This is a genomic window from Psychromonas aquatilis (assembly GCF_038155185.1).
GTDB classification, from domain to species: domain Bacteria; phylum Pseudomonadota; class Gammaproteobacteria; order Enterobacterales; family Psychromonadaceae; genus Psychromonas; species Psychromonas aquatilis.
Window position 1 is genome coordinate 35359 of sequence record NZ_JBAKAZ010000012.1, and the last position, 19692, is coordinate 55050.

The window sequence follows — 19692 nt, forward strand, 5'->3', positions numbered from 1 at the left end:
ATTTTAGTTAAGCGGCTTGTAAGGCCTGGATTCGATACTCTATCGGAGTCAGGCCTTTTAATTTGACCTTTATCCTTTTTTTATTGTAATACTCGATATATTCGTCGAGCTTTTCTATCAGTTCATCGGCATCTTTGAAGTTTTGCCTATGATACATTTCTGTTTTTAATAATCCAAAAAAATTTTCAGCTACTGCATTATCTAAACAATTCCCTTTTCTCGACATACTTTGTGTAAGCCCATAATCAGTAAGCTGTTTTTGATATGCTTTGTGGCGATACTGCCAGCCTTGATCGCTATGTACGATCGGTTTTGAATTCTCGCTCAAATTATCGAGAGCATCTTTCAACATATCGGTGACTAATGGTAAACGCGCATTTTTAGCAATCTTATAAGCGATTACTTCTTGGGTAAATAGGTCAACAACTGGTGACAAATAGACTCTCTGCTCTTTAACCTTGAATTCTGTTACATCAGTTACCCATTTTTCATCTGGTCTTGTGGCTTTAAAGTCGCGCTTAAGTACATTAGGTGCCGTTTTCCCTACTCCTCCCTTATAAGCGCTATATTTTTTGGGTCTTACTGTCGATTTTAAGTTTAACTGCGCCATCAGTCTTTGTACCGTCTTATGGTTTAGCATAATACCTTGCCTTCTAAGTGCTAGGTGAATACGACGATAGCCATAACGGCCTTTATGCTCATGGTAAATTGTCTTAATAAGCTCTAATTCAAGGCTATAAACATCCATTTTTTTGCCTGCGTTAACTTGATAATAAAACACGCTCTTTGCCAAGTGAGTGGCTTTAAGAAGGTGCTTCAAAGCATGCTTATCTCTGAGAGCTAAAACAACTAACGCTTTTTCTTTATTTGGCGGCGTTTTGTCTGTTCCAGCTCTTCCAACTTTTTTAAAACAGCATTCTCTGCTCGTAAGTAAGCAAGCTCTTCTTTTAGTTCTTCAAGTGTCATTTCATTATTTGGCTTTGCAGGCGTATTTGGTTGTGATTTCATAGGAGTTCTGCCGAGTGAGGAACATTCAAGCCCTCTAAGCCCTGCCTCATTATATGTTTTTAACCATAAAGAAAGAGAGCCGGGTGAAGACAAATTTAATACAGCACTAGTGTGAGTGAGAGACCAGTCATTTGTCCACATTAATTTTAATGCTTGAAGTTTTGTTTTTGCATTACGAGCATGCGAAGTAGGTAAGAATGCGTTTGTCCCATGAATTGCGAAAACCGAAGTCCAATATCGAATCTGTCGAGAGGATATTGTAAATTCACTTGCTAGTTTCCTAGATGGCTTACCACCTAAGCACTGTTTTGCGATGATGAGTTTTAACTCACGACTATATTTGGACATAAAAAAAGACCCTCAGTAATTGGTTGTCCAACTATTGGGGGTCAGTTCATTTATTAATCAGGCTTTTTTTTATTTTCTTGTTCCAATGCTTCTTTTTCTTTCTTTTCTTGAATTGCTTTAAGCACCTCTTCAGGTATTTTTATTTTAGCGCTTTTTCTAAGTAGTAAAAGATTACTTAAAATAATACCCAGCACTAAGGTGATAATAACAATTATCCAACCAGTAGACATAAAGATACAAACTCCATATTAGCTGCAACAAAAAAGCAGGACTAACGCCTGCTTTTAGATATTAATTTGAGAAATAGCTAGTGACTAGTCTATTAAGTCGTATTGCTCGCGCAAGATATCAATGATCTCTTGTTTTGGGTTCTCAGACAGCACGATAGGTTTACCGACTATTTTTTCTGCGATGCCAGTATAAGTTTTAGAAATTTGCATTAATACCGCTTCTGGTAAAGCATTATCTCTTGCTAATGCACTACGCTCTTCCATTCTATCTTTATTTAAAAGGATATCTGGATCTGGGAAATGCTTAAGCAGTAATTGACGGAAGTCTTCTTTAGAGTTTTCAACGATTTTACCTTCACGGTAAGCTGGACCATCCCAAATACGAGAAGAATCTGGTGTGCCTACTTCATCCATATAGATAAGTTTTTCGTTTCCAGCTTTGTCTGTCACATAACCAAATTCAAATTTTGTATCGACAAATATTTGGTCTAGCTTAGCAAGTTCAGCACTGATCACATCAAAACCTTCTTTTAATAATCTTTCGTAATCAGCAATGTGTGACGCAGAAGTGAAATTAAAAGCAGCAAAGTTTTCTTCGATATTTTTACGAGTAACATTTACATCATCTACTTCTTGAACACCTGGAATACCTTTTAGAATGCCTTTAGTAGAAGGGGTGATTAATAGCTCAGGTAGTTTTGTGTTGTTTTGTAGACCATCTGCAATATCGATACCACAGAATTCACGTTCACCTTTTTCATAAGCACGCCACATTGACCCTGTAATGTATTGACGAGCGATTGCTTCAATCATGACTGGTCGCGCTTTTTGCACAATCCAAACAAATGGATGTGGGATATCTAAAATATGACTGTCCGCAAGACCTTGTTCTTTAAATAATTTGAACCAATGGTTTGAAATCGCGTTTAGAGCAGCACCTTTACCCGGAACACCATGAATACCACCTTCACCGTGCCAGATACAATCAAATGCTGAAATTCGATCACTAATGACCATAATAGCCAATGGGGCATCAGCAGCAACGTCATAACCTTTTTCTTCAATTAGACGCTTACTATCTGCTTCTGTTAACCAATATACTGATCGTACTTTTCCACTGTGCACACGTTGATCGGTACGAATCGGTAAATCATTGTTTACAGCCAATACTTTGTCGGCGAGACTCATAAAAATATCCTATAAAAATCATGGTAAGCAGAATCATCTGCGAGAATAAATAATCTGAAGATAATAGCAGATTGTAACTGACTAATCATATCTAAAATATGCATGATAAGTATAATAAAAAGTGAATAATGACCATCACTGATGCTTATTAAATGAATATCAATAAAGGCAATTTTAAACATGGCAAAAAGTTTTACTTTCAAACAGTTTCATATTGATGCTTTTGGCTGCGGTATGCCAGTGAGTACTGATGCTATTCTGTTGGGAGCATGGGTAAATATCGACAATGTAAGTTCAGTGCTTGATATTGGATGTGGGACAGGAGTTTTGGCATTGATGTGCGCACAAAGAAACCCACAAGCGGCCATTACAGGTATTGAAATTGAAGAGAATGCCTACCTTGCTGCAAGCCAGAATTGTAAAAATAGCATCTGGTCAAATAGATTAACGATAGCGCATATCAGCTTGCAAGACTATGCGAATAAACACAGTAGCGTAGACGCTATTATTTGTAACCCTCCTTATTTTAATGATGGACAGCAATCCGCCGTAAGCCAACGTGCAATGGCAAGACATACCGCATCTTTAACGCATCATAGTTTATTAGTGCATTGCGACAAGTTATTAAAGCAAAATGGCACCGCAAGTTTTGTACTACCTAAACAAGAGGGCGATGACTTTATTGATATAATCGAGAAAATGAGACTTAGTGGCATCACTTTGTGTATAACGCGTGTTGTGGAAGTCAAAACAACGCTCAAAAAGCCGGTTAGTAGACTGTTAATTGAGGTGGCAAAAAAGCCTGTCGATGCGATTTCTAGCTATCAGAAGAGCCAATTATTAATACATGATCAAGACAAGTATTCGTCTGATTTTATTGCATTAACCAAAGATTTCTATTTGAAAATGTAAAGCCAAATAAGTTAAACGTAGTCGAAAAACTGACGATGATCTTTTCCAGCACTGTGGCTACTTATTTTATTGCTGTGTTTATATGACTTCCAGCTTGCCACCTGCGCGCCTTTATTTAAGTGAGGGAAAGTTTGCCCTGGTTGACAGGGTAAAGATAAAAAGTGGCATAATTGTTGGAAACTGTCTTTATCACTTAGGTTAATTGATAGTAAATTATTTCGGTTCTTAAAATAGGTTGTTATTTGCTGTTGATGCGCATAATAACAAGCCGTTAAATGGGCTTCTGATAATAATTGTGCACAGTCGGTATCAAAGGTTTCCATAAAAGCGCGTTTTAATACCGGGCTAAAATGGCCATTTTTAGCGTCCAAATGTGGGCTCATTTTGGTTAGTAAACGTTGCATCGACAGTAACCAGCTTGTTATTTCTCGTTCTAAATAGATGAATTTTGATTGAGGAAATAGTTTATCTAATTGTTTGAAGTCAGAGAAACAAGGCGCATCTGAAATAGCGTCAGCAAGGTAAAAGGTTTCTTTAGTAAAAGCAGTATGTGCAACTTTGTAGCCTGCCTCCAATAAACACACACTAATACTTGTTGTACCCGTGCGCGGCAACCCTATAATGATAATTTTAGACATACAAAAGACTTTAAGAAGTTTAATTAAAGTCTATTGTACTTGATATTGGTTGTTTGTCCTATTAACAGCGTTTTCATGCTTTAAGTGTTCAATTAAGATTAAGATCTTGCAAAATAGACTCGATGCTTTGAATCACTTGTCTTGCCATTTGCTGCTCTTCAATTAGGTCAATATCGGAACTGTAACGGCCTAAGTCGTTATCGTAATATTCACCGTTATGGCTTGCTATGTCCTTATCGGTGCTAAGTTTAGTTAATATATCCGCACCAATACTGATGTCATTTCCAGCGATGCCAAAACCTTCTTTAACCATTTTACTGGCTAATAACGAGCCTGGATTAACGGCAATCAGTGTCGGATAGTTCTCTTTAATACTTAAGCCTCTACTCCATAATCTAATCGCTAGTTTGCTTTGTGCGTAAGCTTGCATATCTTCTAAATTTACTTTGCCTATTAAAGCTTGATGATCGACTTTAGCTTGCGCTGCAGATGATAAATTAATAACTCTACCAGTTGATCCTAGCAGTGAGGATAAAAGGGTAGTTAGGTAAAAAGGCGCGATACTGTTGACTACAAAACGTAGATCTAAATTATTTGCATTTTTTGCGTTTGTAACCTTAAAGACGCCAGCATTATTGATGAGTACATCTAATCTGTTGTAAGATTTTTTAATATTATCTGCAAGCTTCTTAACGTCCTGTAAATCAGATAAGTCTGCGACGACAATATCGACTTTGCTACTTTCTGCTAGCAGGAGTAATTGCTTTTGCACTAGCTGTAATTTATCTAAATTACGTCCGTGAAGAATAAGGTGATGGCCTTGTGTGGCAAGTTGTTTTGCTGTTGCTAAGCCAATACCATCGGTTGCACCGGTCAATAAAATTGTTTGTAACATAAATGTAGACTCCACTTGATACATCTAACAAACAGGGAAGTGTTGTTAGGTGATGATGAGCAATAAACAGCTATTTAATTTCTACTACTACTTTACCCATTCCTTTGCCGCTAGATAAACGCGCATAGGCTTCACCAACTTGATCCAGTGTGTAGTGGTTCTCATCTAAAACCGGCATTAAACCTTTCTCTTCAACGATGTTAGTTAAGGTATTAAGAATCTTGCCATGTTCTTTACGTCCTGTGTTATGTAACATAGGAATTAGCATGAAGATGACATGTAAAGATAATCCTTTCATATGTGCTGTCATTAAATCAATCGATAACATAGTAGTAGTCGAGGCAATTTGCCCATTTAACGTCGCCGCTTCAAAGGAATTCAATAAATTCTCTCCGCCCACTGAATCAAACACAATATCAAAGCCGTTGCCGTCAGTATGTTCAGCGACATAATCACTGACTTTTTCAGTTTTGTAGTTAATGGCTGTTGCACCAAGTTGTTCAATTAAACGCATTTGTTGAGTACCACCACCTGTAGCATAAACATTCGCGCCAAAATATTTAGCTAATTGTACGGCTATATGGCCAACACCACCTGAACCGCCATGCACAAGTATTTTTTTATCCTGACTAATCTGTGCTCTTTGTAACCCTTCATATGCAGTGATTGCTACTAATGGCAATGCAGCAGCTTCACGCATCGACAGATTTTTTGGCTTTAATGCAATAAGATCCTGATCAACTAACATATATTCAGCTAGTGCACCTTGTAAGTCAGCTAAACCACCGGCACACCCATCACTTTGATCATGGTATCAACAGTATTCACGCTAGCAGCTGCTATTTTGATAATAAGGTGTTTTGCTTTTATTGTCGGCTTATCTAATTGTACTTCTTCAAAAGAAGCGTCTTGACCATAATTATTGAGTATCATTGCTTTCATGTAATTTATCCTTATTTAATAGTAACGACTTTGATAAGGATGAGTATAATGTTTAAGTATTAGATTGATAATATAGTGTTATATATAATCACTTTATACTTTTTGTTTATAATAGGGCGCTTATGAATATTGAACACCTTAAACTTTTTCTGCGTATTGCAACGTTAAAAAACATTAGGTTTATCAGCAGCTGTAGCCAGTAATCATATCAATAAATTAGAAAAGCAATTAAAAGTCCGTTTAATTCATCGAACCACCAGAAGAGTCTCGTTAACGGAAGAAGGTAAAGCTTTCTTACCTTATGCTGAGGATGTGATTGCCAGTGTATTGGCTGCACAAGCAGCGCTCAGCAATGAAGATAGTTTTTTACAAGGAACGTTACGTGTGACTGCGCCAGCCTCTTTTGGTCGGATGCATTTAATTCCTGCGTTATCCGGTTTTTTAGCAATGCACCCTCAATTGAATGTCAATATTACCTTGTCTGATGCGATTGTAGATCTTGTTGAAGGTGGCTTTGATATCGCTATACGAAATTCTAAGTTGAAAAGCTCTAGTTTGATTGCTACCAGGCTAGCTAAAGATCAACGTTTATTATGTGCATCTCCTGCATATCTTGAAAAATTTGGCGAGCCAACACATCCCGAGCAACTAAAAGATCATCAATGCTTAACCTTAACAGGATTAGATCATTGGACTTTTGATGGACCCGCAGGCTCTGTTTCTGTGAAAGCTAAGGGGAGGTTGAGCGCAGATAATGGAGAAGCCATTCGTGATGCATGCATTAATGGAATCGGAATCACTATTTGCTCTAAGTGGATTGCTTATCAGCAATTTGAAAACAAGCAGCTTGTGCCAATTTTGACTGATTATGCGATACCAACAGATACTGCCATTTGGGCTATCTATCCAAGCGCAAGGCAAGTTGCCCCGAAAATTCGTGCATTCATTGATTATTGTAAGGCTTATTTTGGCGATCAACCTGTTTGGGAGGCGAATTAATCTGTCATATTTTAGCGCTATGATAATGGTTAACTAATTGCTTAAATCAACAAGTTTGTGAAGCAAAACGATCATCTAAATTTTAGTAAATGTTATTCTTTTCTAGTTACAAAACAATAACATTTACATTACAATCGAAAGACATACTTAATAAGGAATAGTTATGAATCATATGTTGAAGTCAGGGTTGATAGGATTAGCGTGTTTATTTTCTTTTAATACACTTGCTGATAATTATACGATAGGGACAGGGAGTCAAAGTGGTACTTATTATCCACTCGGTGGTATTTTGGCTAAAATTTGGAGTGAGAAGATTGATAACTTTGACATGCGAGCAGAGGTAACAGCTGCATCGGTCGAAAATACTATTAAAGTATCTTCTAAAAAACAGTTAGCTGGTATTGCAATGGGTAACGTTGTACTTCAAGCAGCAGAAGGCACTAAACCATTCCCACGTAAAATGGATGTCGCTCCTTTATTTGCATTATACCCAAATGTCGTTCAATTCATCGTTCGTGCTGATTCAGATATTCATTCAATTCAAGACTTAAAAGGCAAAAAAATCTCATTAGGCGCACCTGGTTCAGGTACGCGTGTTAGTTCAACTAATATTCTTGCTTCTTTAGGTATTACTGATGATGACATTAAAGCCCAATCATTAAACTACACAGCAACAACTAATGCCATTGCGGCAGGGCAAATCGACGCAGGTGCAATTGTTGGTAGTATTGGTGTAGGTGCGATAACTGAGCTAGCTTTTACACAAGATATTCGTATCTTATCTTTTACACCTGAAGAGTTAGAAAAAGTCTCTGCAGATAATGCTTCATACCAAGCAATTGACGTACCGGCAGAAAGCTACAAAGGCGTGAATGAGTTTAATGCGCCAGCTGTATGGAATATTCTTGTTGTAAACAAAAACATGGATGAAGATCTTGCTTATCAAATGACTAAAGTTGCATTTGAAAATATGGATGAGATTAACCAAATTATCAGTGTGACAAAATTTACAACATTAGAAAATATGGATAAGTTAGACGGTGTACCTTTACACCCAGGTGCGATGAAATACCTTAAAGAGCAAATGTAATAAGGCCATTGCAAACACCACCTAGTTGATTGCAGTAACGTTACTGCAATCAACTCTTATAATAATAAAAAACAACCTCAAGATTCACACACACAGATTACCAGTTAAATCATAGAGTTTTGTATCTTATCGGAGAAGATCATGACTGAATCATCAGTACAAAAAAACACGGACAAGTTAGTTTTACTGGCAGCTTTTGTTGCTATTGCACTATCAATATTTCAAATTTGGCAGGGGATTCGTGCAGATCTTTCTGCCCCAGTATTTCGACCAATTCACCTTAGTTGGGTGCTTATTCTTGTATTTCTCACTATGCCTTTATTTAATGATACTCATAGTAAAGGCGTTTATCTTCTAGGTCGTTGTATTGACGTCCTGTTTATTGCAGCCGTTGCTTGGGCATCTTATGCGATTGTCACTTTTGATTACGACGATATAACATTCTTAATGGATGGGTTAACGTCTCTAGATCAGCTTTCAGGTCTTATTATCCTAGTGCTCCTCCTAGAAGCAACGCGACGCACAGTGGGTATGGTGATGGTATTAATCGCGGCGTTATTTTTATCTTATGCCTTATTTGGTGACGCATTACCAAACTCAGTGGCCAGTAAGGGTTTCTCTATTGAAGAAATTATTCGCTTCCATATATTTTCAACCAATGGGATTTACGGTGCACCCTTAGCGATTGCAGCAGGTGTTGTATTTATCTTTGTATTGTTTGGTGCTTTTTTACAGGTGACAGGTGCAGGTAAGTTTTTTATTGATGCTTCGTTCTCACTTGCAGGTAAATACAGAGGTGGTCCAGCTAAAGCAAGTGTACTTGCTTCTGCGGCATTAGGATCTATTTCAGGTTCTGCTATTGCTAACACGGTAACAACCGGTGCATTAACAATCCCGATGATGAAAAAATTGGGTTATAAACCAGAGCAAGCAGCAGGTATTGAAGCAGCTGCATCAACAGGGGGACAAATAATGCCACCTGTAATGGGAGCCGGTGCCTTTGTAATGGCCCAATTTACAGGGATTCCATATAGTGAAATACTATTAGTTTCTATTGCACCAGCTATTTTATATTTTGGTTGTACATTACTTTATGTGCATTTAATGGCTTGTAAACTTGGATTACAAGGCATGGATACCACTGAAAAAATTACCGTTGTTCTAAAACATGGTTGGCACTTTTTAGTACCGTTAGTATTAATCACTAGTTTATTATTGATGAGTTACTCTCCTATTTTAGTGGGTATAGCTGGTTGTGTTGCCATTTTAGTTGCTGCTATGTGTCGTAAACACAGCCGTATTACTATCTCTGTCTTTTTTGAAGGAATGAAAGAAGGTGCATTGCTTGCATTACCTATTTCAGTGGCTTGTGGTACAGCAGGTATTGTTGTTGGTGTTGTTGGACAAACAGGCATTGGCTTACAGTTTACACAATTCCTAATGGCGCTTTCTGGCGGCCATTTATGGTCTGTATTGGCGTTAATCGCAGTTGCTGCCGTTATTCTTGGCATGGGGTTACCTGTGACCGCTGCTTACATTGTGTTATCGATAATGGCTGTGCCAAGCTTAACTGAATTAGGTGTGGGCTTATTGGCAGCACATATGATTGTATTCTGGTTATCACAAACATCGAATGTAACACCACCCATTGCATTAGCGGCATTTGCTGCTGCGGGTATAGCCAATACCTCCCCGATGAAGGCGGCAATACAAGCATTCAAACTTGCCCAAGGTTTCTTTATTATTCCACTAATGATGGCTTTCTCGGGATTGATTTGGTTAGAAGGAGAGGGAGTCGATTTCTTCCTAGCGATTCTGTCCACTATCGGTCTGATCGTTGCATTTGCTGGGTTCATTGAAGGACGATTAGTGACAACCTTATCGCCAATTAGTCGAGGGTTATTATTAATCGCAGGCTTTGCCATGTTAGCGCATCATTTCTACACTAGTATCCCTGGTATAGCGATAATTATTGTAGTCGCTTCGTTAAATTACCGGAAATCTACATTAGAAACGGTAGGCTAAAAAGGCCTATTAACGGATATTAAAAATGCAATAAAACCTTTGTTTTATTGCATTTTTTTTGGGGATTGATCTGAACTGATAACTGCTGCGTATTTTTAGATACTGTTTTGAGTATTTCAACCATCAGAATCAACTGATAATGACCATTCGATATAGATTGATTAATAAGGAAGTTTATTATGAACATTAAGTTATTAACGTCTTTAATTGCAGCTTCATCATTTTCTGCTTATGCAGCTGAACTAGATGTGGTATTGGCAGACTCAGCATGGGATGGGAAAACCATTCCAGAAGGGCAGCAGTGTCAGAAGTTTGGTGGCGTTGACCCAGCAACACCAGCTTTAAAAATAAGTGATATACCAGCAGGAACGGATTCAATTATTTTATCCTATAGTGATCGCGATTCAGAGAGAATGAATAATGGCGGTCACGGCAGCATGCTTTATCGTATTGATGATGCCTCAACTGTAGTCGATATCCCTCCGGTCGCAGGCCACTCTTACGAACTACCTGAAAATTTTACTATGCTTGAAGAGCATCGTGGCGCAAATTGGGATAAAGCAGGTGCCTATATGCCACCTTGTTCAGGCGCGAAAGGCCATGCCTATTATTTAACAGTAAAAGCAATGGATGGCGATAACGTAACCGCATCCTCAATGATTGAACTAGGAAAATATTAATATTTTAAGGCCAATGTGTAGATCAATATCCCTGTTGAGTATTACTTTGTGACTCACTAAGCATTGGCTTTTAATATATATTTTTAATGCTTGAACGATCGTTCATTGTGTGGTTGAATGAGTGTTCAACTATTAAGGAGTTCAATATGATTAAATTTTATTTCCACCACACACCTAATCCAATGAAAGTGGCGCTATTTTTAGAAGAAACAGGTTTACCATTTGAGCTCATCCCACTTGATACTTTAAAAGGCGAGCAACACACGCCAGAATACAAATTAATTAATCCAAATGCTAAAGCACCAGCTATTGTTGATGGTGAAACTCGTGTATTTGATTCTAATGCCATCCTTATGTACCTATCTGAAAAATCAGGAAAATTAGCTGGTAAACCAGAAGATCGCGCTGAAATGTTATCTTGGTTAATGTTTATCGCATCAGGTTTAGGGCCTTACTCAGGTCAGTCTGTGCATTTCAGACATGCTGCACCAGACAACCTAGATTATGCTGTTAACCGTTACTTGCGTGAAGCACAACGTCATTACGAAGTTTTAGATACACATATGGAAGGCCGTGACTACATCGTTGGTAACGAGTACACTATTGCAGATGTATCGGCATGGGGATGGATTGATAAAGCAACAGTTGTACTAGGCGAAGAAGGTTTAGCACCTTACCCTAACTTACAACGTTGGTTTAATAGCATTGAAAGTCGTCCTGCTGTTGCAAGAGCACGTGCTATTGGTACAGATGTTGAATTCAAAAAAGAGTTTGATGAAGAAGCGAAACGCGCATTCTTCCCATCTAATTATCCAAAAGCTTAAATTTTACTGATTGTAAGGAATTAACATGACAGAAAAATACGTACCGCCGAAAGTTTGGGTTCATAACACAGATGGTGGCAATAAATGGGCAAGTATCAATCGTCCTGTTTCAGGTGCAACACATGAGAAAGCTCTTCCTGTTGGTGATCATAGTCTACAGCTATACTCATTAGGCACACCTAATGGCCAGAAAGTGACAATAATGTTAGAAGAGTTATTGTCTGCTGGTATAAAAGAAGCTGAGTACGATGCTTTTTTAATTAACATTGGCGAAGGGGATCAATTCTCATCTGGCTTTGTTGATGTTAATCCGAACTCAAAAATTCCGGCTTTAGTGGATAAATCAAATGCTGACGATATCAATGTTTTTGAATCAGCTTCTATTTTGGTTCATTTAGCTGAAAAATTTAATGCCTTTTTACCAGAGAAAGGTCCAGCTCGTACTGAAACCTTTAATTGGCTTTTCTGGGCTCAAGGTTCAGCACCTTTTCTAGGTGGTGGGTTTGGCCATTTCTATGCTTATGCAGATGAAAAGTTTGAATATCCAATTAATCGTTTCGCGATGGAAGCAAAACGTCAGTTAGATGTATTAGATAAACAATTAGCTAATAACACTTTTGTTACTGGTGATGAACTTACTATTGCTGATATTGCTATTTGGCCTTGGTACGGAAACTTAGTACTAGGTAACTTATATGATGCAGCAGAGTTTTTACAAGTTGAAAGTTATAGCAATGTAGTGCGTTGGGCTAAGCAACTTGAACAGCGTGAAGGTTTTCAACGTGGACGTATCGTAAATCGTTCTTTTGGTGAAGACTGGGAGCAGTTAAAAGAAAGACATTCTGCCGCAGATATTGATGCTGTATTAGCTAAAAAACCTAAATAGATTAAGCGTTAATAAACGTAGAAAATGTAAAGCCAACTCAAGTATTTGAGTTGGCTTTTTTTGTTATTAATCAGCTCATTAATAACTAATGTATTAATAACCAATATCTTGAGTCACTTTAATCGTAATAGACAAATCAATTAGATAATATTTTTACTTAGATTGGTATTACTTCGATGAATGTTTATTTTGGCTTTTGCTTTGATGCAAGCAGGGAGGTTAAAGTCACCGCCCCGAGGCTGGAAGTTGAGCGTTTTTGGGGCGGTGGCTTGAGCCTCCCTTGTAGATGCAGTCAATAAAACAAAGCACTTGGCTCTTTACCTTGTTACACTTTACTTAGATGAAGTTTGTTTTGGTTTTTTATTTTGACGCAAGCGGGGAGACTAATACCAATCTGTAAAATTAACTGGTTAGTTTCATCCAATCCCTAAAGCACATGCTTTTTACCCTTCTAGGCCTCCGCTTAGATAGTTACTCACCCATTTATTAACGCTAGTTCTACTAACTTTTAGTAACTGAGAAATTTGGGTTCGTGAATGGCCATCTTAAAAATGCGCTAAAACCAGTAAACGCATTTTCATTTGTAATGAGGTTTGTTTACGGGCAAGTACTTTAAAATCTGTCTTTTTATATGCTCCACCTGGAGTCGCTTTAATTGCAATAGATAAATCAATTAGATCATATTTCTATTTAGATTGGTATTACTTCGATGAACCTTTATTTTGGATTTTGCTTTGATGCAAGCATGGAGACTAAAGTCACCGCCCCGAAGTAGAAATTTAGTGTTTGTGGGGCGGTGACTTGAGCCTACTTTGAAGGTGTAATGAATAGAAGAAATGACCTCGCTTGTTACCTTTTAGCATTTTTATCGGTGAATTTTTGTTTTGCTTTTTGCTTTGATACAAGCATGGAGACTAAAGTCACCGCCCCGAAGTAGAAATTTAGTGTTTTTGGGGCGGTGACTTGAGCCTCCCTTGTAGATGCAGTCAATAAAACAAAGCACTTGGCTCTTTACCTTGTTGCACTTTACTTAGATGAAGTTTGTTTTGGTTTTTTATTTTGACGCAGCGGGGGAGGCTAATACCAATCTGTAAAATTAACTGGTCAGTTTCATCCAATCCTAAAGTACATACTTTTTACCCTTCGAGGCCTCCGCTTAGATAGATACTCACCTATTTATTAACCCTAGTTCTACTCAATTTTAGGAACTGAGCAATTTGGGTTCGTGAATGGCCATCTTGAAAATGTGCTAAAGCCAGTAAACGCATTTTCATTTGTAATGACGTTTGCTTAAGGGCAGTACTTTAAAATCTATCTTTTTTACATGCTCCATCTTGAGTCGTTTTAATCGCAATAAATTAATTAGATCATATTTTTACTTAGATTGGTATAAGTTACCTTAAACGCCTTGTGCTGCAATTTAACAATGAACTAACAAATACCTGTGATTCATACACTAGGAAGTAATATTTATAATAGAATTAGTTACGGGTTAGTGATTTAAACTGTATTGATCATTAAATGGCAGAATATTCAGAGGGATTACTTAAATGGGGTAGTGATTTACAGTAGAAAGTATTGGGTAAGAAATATAATAAAAGATATAAAAAAACGAGTTGATTATTTAAATCAACTCGTCAGATCAATAGTTTAGTGATCTTAAAATGGAATATTTATTTTTCCCAAGCAAATTTTTCAAACATTGGGTCAACTGGTGTTTCTGCAACGTGATTAACGTAGTTACTGATCACTTTTTGTGATAAACCAAGGATCACGTCTAACACTTGTTGGTTTCCATAACCTGCATCGAAGAAGGCTTGCATTTCTGAAGCTGGAACATTACCGCGATTACGTACCATGCTTAAAGTGAACTCATGTAATGCTTGTAGCTTTTCTGTTGGCATTTTATCGCCATTACGAAGTGCTTCAGTTAAAGCTGCATCAACATTCATTGAATGAGCAATACCTGTATGAGCAGGTACGCAGTAATGACATTCATGTTCAACATTAATTGTTTGCCATACAACGGTTAATTCTTCTGCGTTAAACGAAGAACTTGCAAATTGTTCGTGTAGCTGAGTATAAGCTTTTAAAATATTTGGAGATTCAGCCATTGCCCCAAAAAGATTTGGTACAACACCCATTTGCTTCGTTGCACCTTCAAGAATAGGTTTGCTTGCTGCTGGTGCTGTTTCGATTGTATGAATTTTAAATTTGCTCATTATCTACTCTCTTATGGTTTGATAAAACCGTTATTGGGAATGTATTTTAAAAACGTAAAGCTACAATAAACTAATATGAACGAACGTTCAACCTTATTTTGAACAATCGTTCAAAATTGTAATTGATCTATGTCGTAATGTGGCTCATTTTCTCCGAAGTAATGGTAAATGGCTGTTGTGATATCAAATGAGAAGCTAGCAAATTAACGCATGATTGATATGGTAGAGGTTAATCAATTATCTTTTTCTGTTTTTTATTATTTACCTTAACAAATGCACTGGGCATGACTTCAACCCCTACTAGACGAGCTAATTTAACAATTAATGGAATGGTAATAGGAGCGAAGGGCAGAATAGCAAAAACACCTAAACCGATACCTTTAAGTACATCTACAAATTGTTCATTTGCTAGTTTCATTTCCTCTTTGGTCGCATTACCTTGCGTATAATTTTTGTAGCTAATTAACATGGCCTTAGTTTCTTGCTTTTCTTGAGCTAAAGCCAATTTGAGTCTCAACATGCAACGTTTAGTTTGTAAGCGCATTGACACTCTTTTAATACGATAAACCCGTAAAGGGGCTTTATGGATGTATCGGTATATTTTCATTTATTATTCATTCTTTTTTACAAAATCTCATATAAGAGCCAGCGATTAATTTAACAATTAAAAAGCAACTTGCTCCAGCAATTAAACCCACTAAAGCAATCACTGCTGTAGGAGCTAAGTATTGGAAAATAATATTCGTTGCTAATAGCGATTGTTCTAAGTGATGATAAAATTCAGTGACCAGAGGAATATGATGCACGATTAATCCACCACCCACTAAAAACATAGCGATTGTGCCAACAACAACTAAGAGCTTCATTAATATTGGTGCAAATGTTAATAAAAATTGCCCAATCGACTTAGTTAATGATGCACCATCTCCTGACTTTTCGATGAGGTATAAACCCAAATCATCCATTTTAACAATCACAGCGACAAAGCCATAAACTGCAAAGGTTAATGCAATTGAGACACCAACCAGAGTCAGTACTTGCGTTAATAATGTTGCTGTGGCAATGGTACCTAAAGAGATCACAACCACTTCGGCAGATAAAATAAAGTCCGTTCTAATTGCACCTTTTATTTTATCTTTTTCAACTGCCACTAAATTTATATTATCGTCAGAGTTAGCTTCGACACGTTGTTTCTTAGTTTGTTCCTTATCCTCGTGAGGAAAGTAGTAATGAAGTACTTTTTCAAAACCTTCAAAGCTTAAGTACACGCCACCGATCAATAATAAAACGGTAATTGCTGCAGGTAAAAATGTACTTAATATGAGTGCAATAGGGACGATAATCGCTTTATTTAATAATGAACCTTTTGCTACAGCCCAAACCACAGGGATTTCTCTTTCAGCTCTTACACCTGAGACTTGTTGTGCATTAAGTGCAAGGTCATCTCCGAGTACACCAACGGTTTTTTTAGCGGCGACTTTACTCATTAACGCAACATCATCGAGTACGGTGGCGATATCATCCAATAGTGCTAGTAGGCTTAATCCTGCCATTTAAAACGCTCCAAAATAGTATATGTAATTTAAATTTAAATATTGATGATCTATCTCATTAATAGTGAATACTGATTGATTTCCCGCTGTTGACTTAATTAATTTTAATTCGCTGCGAACGTAGTGAGAAAACGGTCGTTTAATTCAATTAAAAAATCTTTTCCGAAAGCAGCATTTTCAAGCTCATTGAATAAAAAATCCGGTAAGTTCTGTTCAATTTCATCACAGAAATAAGCGATTCCACAAGCGATAGTCGCCACACTATCTGTATCCCCACCGAGTTTTACAGCATGATAAAGTACCTCACTTAATGTTGAAGACTGAGCTAGTACAGTTAACACAGCGTCAACGGTATCAATACCATCGCATTCCGTTGGCTCGGTTTTATCTTCTATAAAAAACTCATTGGTCTGTTCACAAATGTAACTGAATAGATCGGCCTTTTTACCCAACTTATTAACGAAATAAAACACACAAAGTGCGACGGCTTGTGATGAAATAATCCCTTCGTGTGTATTATGAGTAAGTTGCGCTTGGATTTTCGCTTTTTCTAACATTTCTGTTTTATCTTTAATTAAACCAAGCGGCACTGAACGCATCGCTGCACCATTACGAATACTGTCGGAATAAATGTTATTAACAAATTCACTAGCGGTTTGAGTGGTTAATAAAAAATGATAAAAATTATCAGAATATGACTGTCGCGGGTCTCGTTTAAAAGCGTTTAGAAAATAATCGGCGACTAATTGTTTTGTCCAGATTTTGCGATCCGCTAACATCAGCTCGCAGATAGCAATACTCATTTGTGTATCATCAGTATAAGAGCCTGCTGGCTTGCTATCCAACCAGGCATGTTGATATTCAGTTAATGTATTTTTCTCTTCTATAAATTCAATATCAGTGAATTCAAAGCCGGCTCCATAAGCATCAGCCATTGCCATAACTAATAACATCCGTGTCCCTTTAAATTATGCTTAGATTGATTATCCTAATTGATATCATCAGTCTATAGTGCTTTTAAAACGCTTTAAAAAGTAATTTAAACATAAAAACTGATAAATATAGTAAATTGTTTTGTAAAGGTTTTCTATTAACGTATAACATAAATAGAAATAAGGGGAAGTATGCTAATTAGGTACTTTGTCGTGTAGAGTATTGCTTGTTTAAAATAGTCGCTTAACATTGAGCGACTATTTATTATCGAAATAATTTTACCTAATGATTATCTTTTAAAGATTACCTTTTAAACATTACCAGACCAGATATCAGCATTAATTTGTTGAGGTTTATTTCGTTGTTTTTTACCAGTACCTTCAGGCTTAGCCGTCGCTTTTTTAGAAGCAAACGCGGCTTCTGTAAATTGCGTCGTTTCAAACCCTGGGATTTGCTCTCTTTCTAATCGAATTTTATTTTTTTTCTCAATAACATTAAAGTGATGGTAATCATCTTGGTCAATTAAAGACAGAGCCAAACCTATTTCGCCAGCACGGCCACTACGTCCTATTCTGTGCATATAATCTGCAGGGCTTCTTGGTAAATCGAAATTAATAACAACAGGCAGTTTATCGATATCTATACCACGCGCGGCGATATCCGTTGCAATAAGTACTTGTGTCTCACCAGCTTTAAAAGCATCTAAGACACGAGTACGCGCACCTTGTGCCTTATCACCGTGGAAGACCTGTGCTGAAATGCCTCTTTTTGCTAATTTTTCAGCTAAATGATTACAGGCTTTTTTAGCATTCACAAAAATCAATACTTGTTTCCACTGATGTGTCTTCACTAAATGCGCAAGTAACGCAGTTTTTTGCCCCTTATCAACGGTAAAAATACGTTGCACTAAGGTACTTGACTCTGTGCTTTGTAATTGTATCTCAACAGGATCATTTAATAATGAAGAGGTCAGTGCTTTTACTTGCTCAGGAAAGGTTGCAGAGAATAAAAGAGTTTGTTTTTGTTTAGGCATTAACGTCAGCAAAGAGCTTAGTTCTTCGGTAAAGCCTAAACTTAACATGCGATCTGCTTCATCTAGAACCAGCGTTTTAACCTTGTCTAATTTTATTGCGTTACTATTAATTAAGTCTAATAGGCGTCCTGGTGTTGCAACTATAATGTCACTGCCACCACGTAAAGCTTTCATTTGAGTATTCGTTGAAACACCACCAAATAAAGCTAATGTTTTGATAGCTCCATTAAAATGTACAGCATAAGACTTTATATCATCAGCAACTTGCTTCGCTAATTCACGCGTCGGTACCAAAATTAATGCAGAAACAAAGTTATGGTTAGCCGAGACTGGCTTGTCTAATTCACTAGATTGGGCAAGTTGTTGCAACAAAGGTAATGCAAAAGCAGCTGTTTTACCTGAACCTGTGTTGGCACCAGCAATCAAATCGCGTTTAGCCAAAATACAAGGGATCGATTGGGCCTGTATTGGTGTGGGATGCTTATATTGCATCTCTGTTAGTCTATTTAACAAAGGTGAAATAAGGCCAAGATCGTTAAAGCTACTTGTAGAGTTGGTTAAAGTTGAATCAAAAGTCATTAATATAAAGCTCAAAAATTAAAATAATATAACATTTTATCCTATTTACATTATTTTGCGTAAATTAAATGGCATTAACTTCGAATAGACTGCTCCGCAATGATCTTCGCTTCACTAATCAATCACTGTGACCTTGATTGTTTTGTCAGCCTGCGAGGTATCTTTGAGAGTCCACTGATTGCCAAAGGAAAGGATTGTTTCACCCACTTGATGGGCATGTAAACTACAGACAGTTCCACCAAAAATGATACCGGGCTCTCTAAAAGGGATATAGCTTCTTGCGTCTTCACACTCAATACTCGCAATATCAGGGTTTGAAGAAATGACAGCAGGGTAGTAACCCCACCAACCAGGAAAGCCATCGCCAATGGCTAATAGTTCATTAACGTCTCCTCGCGCGACTGTCATTACTGCTTGATTATTGACATTAGTGGTTAAGTCAGCAGAGTTATCTCTTACGCCAGCACAGGCTTGTAATAAGGCTGCAGTTGCTATTAAAGCAGATAATTTGATCATTTCATTGATTTTCATAGTATTTACCTTATCGCTGGATAATAGAAGCTGGTCGATGGGAGCCGATAGTTTTCTAAAACCGCTTTTAACGGGGCTTTCGCGATATCAAAAACCATTAATAATGCTGTCTGCTAGCCATTTTATATCGATAACCTAGCCCATCATTTCTGTTCTATTTTTTCTCGTAAAACTTA

General features: G+C 37.3%; 19 protein-coding genes and 3 pseudogenes. 7 read left to right on the forward strand and 15 right to left on the reverse strand.

Going from position 1 to position 19692, the window contains the following annotated elements:
* Window positions 1-7: 7 nt before the first annotated feature.
* The 4 genes and pseudogenes from V6256_RS04985 to V6256_RS05000 form a co-directional block, all read right to left on the reverse strand.
* Window positions 8-871: pseudogene (locus tag V6256_RS04985) on the reverse strand (IS3 family transposase); the annotation flags it as partial.
* On the reverse strand, window positions 850-1356 hold the full coding sequence (locus tag V6256_RS04990) for a helix-turn-helix domain-containing protein (RefSeq protein ID WP_341596445.1): 507 nt from the start codon (window positions 1354-1356) through the stop codon (window positions 850-852). The pseudogene V6256_RS04985 and the gene V6256_RS04990, both read right to left, overlap by 22 nt.
* A 53-nt stretch (window positions 1357-1409) precedes the next feature.
* Complete coding sequence (locus V6256_RS04995; protein WP_341596975.1) at window positions 1410-1586, reverse strand: DUF2897 family protein; 177 nt, start codon at window positions 1584-1586, stop codon at window positions 1410-1412.
* Between the two features lie 84 nt (window positions 1587-1670).
* Window positions 1671-2774, reverse strand: coding sequence for a phosphoribosylaminoimidazolesuccinocarboxamide synthase (locus V6256_RS05000; protein WP_341596976.1), 1104 nt, complete (start codon window positions 2772-2774; stop codon window positions 1671-1673).
* A gap of 180 nt (window positions 2775-2954) precedes the next feature.
* Here V6256_RS05000 and V6256_RS05005 point away from each other — a divergent pair, with 180 nt between their 5' ends.
* Window positions 2955-3686, forward strand: coding sequence for a tRNA1(Val) (adenine(37)-N6)-methyltransferase (locus tag V6256_RS05005; protein ID WP_341596977.1), 732 nt, complete (start codon window positions 2955-2957; stop codon window positions 3684-3686).
* 11 nt (window positions 3687-3697) lie between these two features.
* Here the strand turns inward: V6256_RS05005 and V6256_RS05010 are convergent, their stop codons facing one another.
* From V6256_RS05010 to V6256_RS05020, 3 genes and pseudogenes are all read right to left on the reverse strand, one after another.
* A complete protein-coding gene (locus V6256_RS05010; RefSeq protein ID WP_341596978.1) occupies window positions 3698-4324 on the reverse strand; it encodes a sulfotransferase family protein in 627 nt (208 codons plus the stop codon).
* 88 nt (window positions 4325-4412) lie between these two features.
* Window positions 4413-5219 carry an SDR family NAD(P)-dependent oxidoreductase gene (locus V6256_RS05015; RefSeq protein WP_341596979.1) on the reverse strand — a complete coding sequence of 269 codons (807 nt, stop codon included), beginning with the start codon at window positions 5217-5219 and terminating at the stop codon, window positions 4413-4415.
* Window positions 5220-5289: 70 nt separating this feature from the next.
* A pseudogene (locus tag V6256_RS05020) lies at window positions 5290-6161 on the reverse strand (zinc-binding dehydrogenase).
* Window positions 6162-6368: 207 nt separating this feature from the next.
* Between V6256_RS05020 and V6256_RS05025 the strand changes: the two are divergent.
* From V6256_RS05025 to yghU, 6 genes are all read left to right on the forward strand, one after another.
* Window positions 6369-7160 (forward strand): LysR family transcriptional regulator, encoded by a 792-nt coding sequence (locus tag V6256_RS05025; protein ID WP_341597007.1) that lies wholly within the window; start codon window positions 6369-6371, stop codon window positions 7158-7160.
* A gap of 163 nt (window positions 7161-7323) precedes the next feature.
* Window positions 7324-8250, forward strand: coding sequence for a TAXI family TRAP transporter solute-binding subunit (locus V6256_RS05030; protein WP_341596980.1), 927 nt, complete (start codon window positions 7324-7326; stop codon window positions 8248-8250).
* A gap of 141 nt (window positions 8251-8391) precedes the next feature.
* Window positions 8392-10275, forward strand: coding sequence for a TRAP transporter permease (locus tag V6256_RS05035; protein ID WP_341596981.1), 1884 nt, complete (start codon window positions 8392-8394; stop codon window positions 10273-10275).
* A 179-nt stretch (window positions 10276-10454) separates the two neighbouring features.
* The gene (locus V6256_RS05040; RefSeq protein ID WP_341596982.1) at window positions 10455-10955 is read left to right on the forward strand and encodes a YbhB/YbcL family Raf kinase inhibitor-like protein; all 501 of its coding nucleotides are present in this window, start codon (window positions 10455-10457) and stop codon (window positions 10953-10955) included.
* A 146-nt stretch (window positions 10956-11101) separates the two neighbouring features.
* Window positions 11102-11779: a glutathione S-transferase family protein gene (locus tag V6256_RS05045; RefSeq protein ID WP_341596983.1), complete on the forward strand. Its 678-nt coding sequence runs from the start codon at window positions 11102-11104 to the stop codon at window positions 11777-11779.
* 25 nt (window positions 11780-11804) lie between these two features.
* Complete coding sequence (yghU, locus tag V6256_RS05050) at window positions 11805-12665, forward strand: glutathione-dependent disulfide-bond oxidoreductase (RefSeq protein WP_341596984.1); 861 nt, start codon at window positions 11805-11807, stop codon at window positions 12663-12665.
* Between the two features lie 446 nt (window positions 12666-13111).
* Here yghU and V6256_RS16415 read toward each other — a convergent pair.
* From V6256_RS16415 to V6256_RS05085, 8 genes and pseudogenes are all read right to left on the reverse strand, one after another.
* Window positions 13112-13246: pseudogene (locus V6256_RS16415) on the reverse strand (helix-turn-helix domain-containing protein); the annotation flags it as partial.
* 591 nt (window positions 13247-13837) lie between these two features.
* Complete coding sequence (locus tag V6256_RS05055; protein WP_424141047.1) at window positions 13838-13939, reverse strand: helix-turn-helix domain-containing protein; 102 nt, start codon at window positions 13937-13939, stop codon at window positions 13838-13840.
* Between the two features lie 399 nt (window positions 13940-14338).
* Window positions 14339-14887, reverse strand: coding sequence for a carboxymuconolactone decarboxylase family protein (locus tag V6256_RS05060; protein WP_341596985.1), 549 nt, complete (start codon window positions 14885-14887; stop codon window positions 14339-14341).
* A 229-nt stretch (window positions 14888-15116) separates the two neighbouring features.
* The gene (locus V6256_RS05065) at window positions 15117-15494 is read right to left on the reverse strand and encodes a hypothetical protein (RefSeq protein WP_341596986.1); all 378 of its coding nucleotides are present in this window, start codon (window positions 15492-15494) and stop codon (window positions 15117-15119) included.
* A gap of 7 nt (window positions 15495-15501) precedes the next feature.
* Window positions 15502-16440, reverse strand: coding sequence for a DUF808 domain-containing protein (locus tag V6256_RS05070; protein WP_341596987.1), 939 nt, complete (start codon window positions 16438-16440; stop codon window positions 15502-15504).
* A 104-nt stretch (window positions 16441-16544) separates the two neighbouring features.
* Window positions 16545-17393, reverse strand: a complete 849-nt coding sequence (locus V6256_RS05075) for an ADP-ribosylglycohydrolase family protein (RefSeq protein WP_341596988.1) — start codon at window positions 17391-17393, stop codon at window positions 16545-16547.
* A 290-nt stretch (window positions 17394-17683) separates the two neighbouring features.
* Window positions 17684-18985 (reverse strand): DEAD/DEAH box helicase, encoded by a 1302-nt coding sequence (locus tag V6256_RS05080; RefSeq protein ID WP_341596989.1) that lies wholly within the window; start codon window positions 18983-18985, stop codon window positions 17684-17686.
* Between the two features lie 114 nt (window positions 18986-19099).
* The gene (locus V6256_RS05085; protein WP_341596990.1) at window positions 19100-19516 is read right to left on the reverse strand and encodes a hypothetical protein; all 417 of its coding nucleotides are present in this window, start codon (window positions 19514-19516) and stop codon (window positions 19100-19102) included.
* Between the last annotated feature and the right edge of the window lie 176 nt (window positions 19517-19692).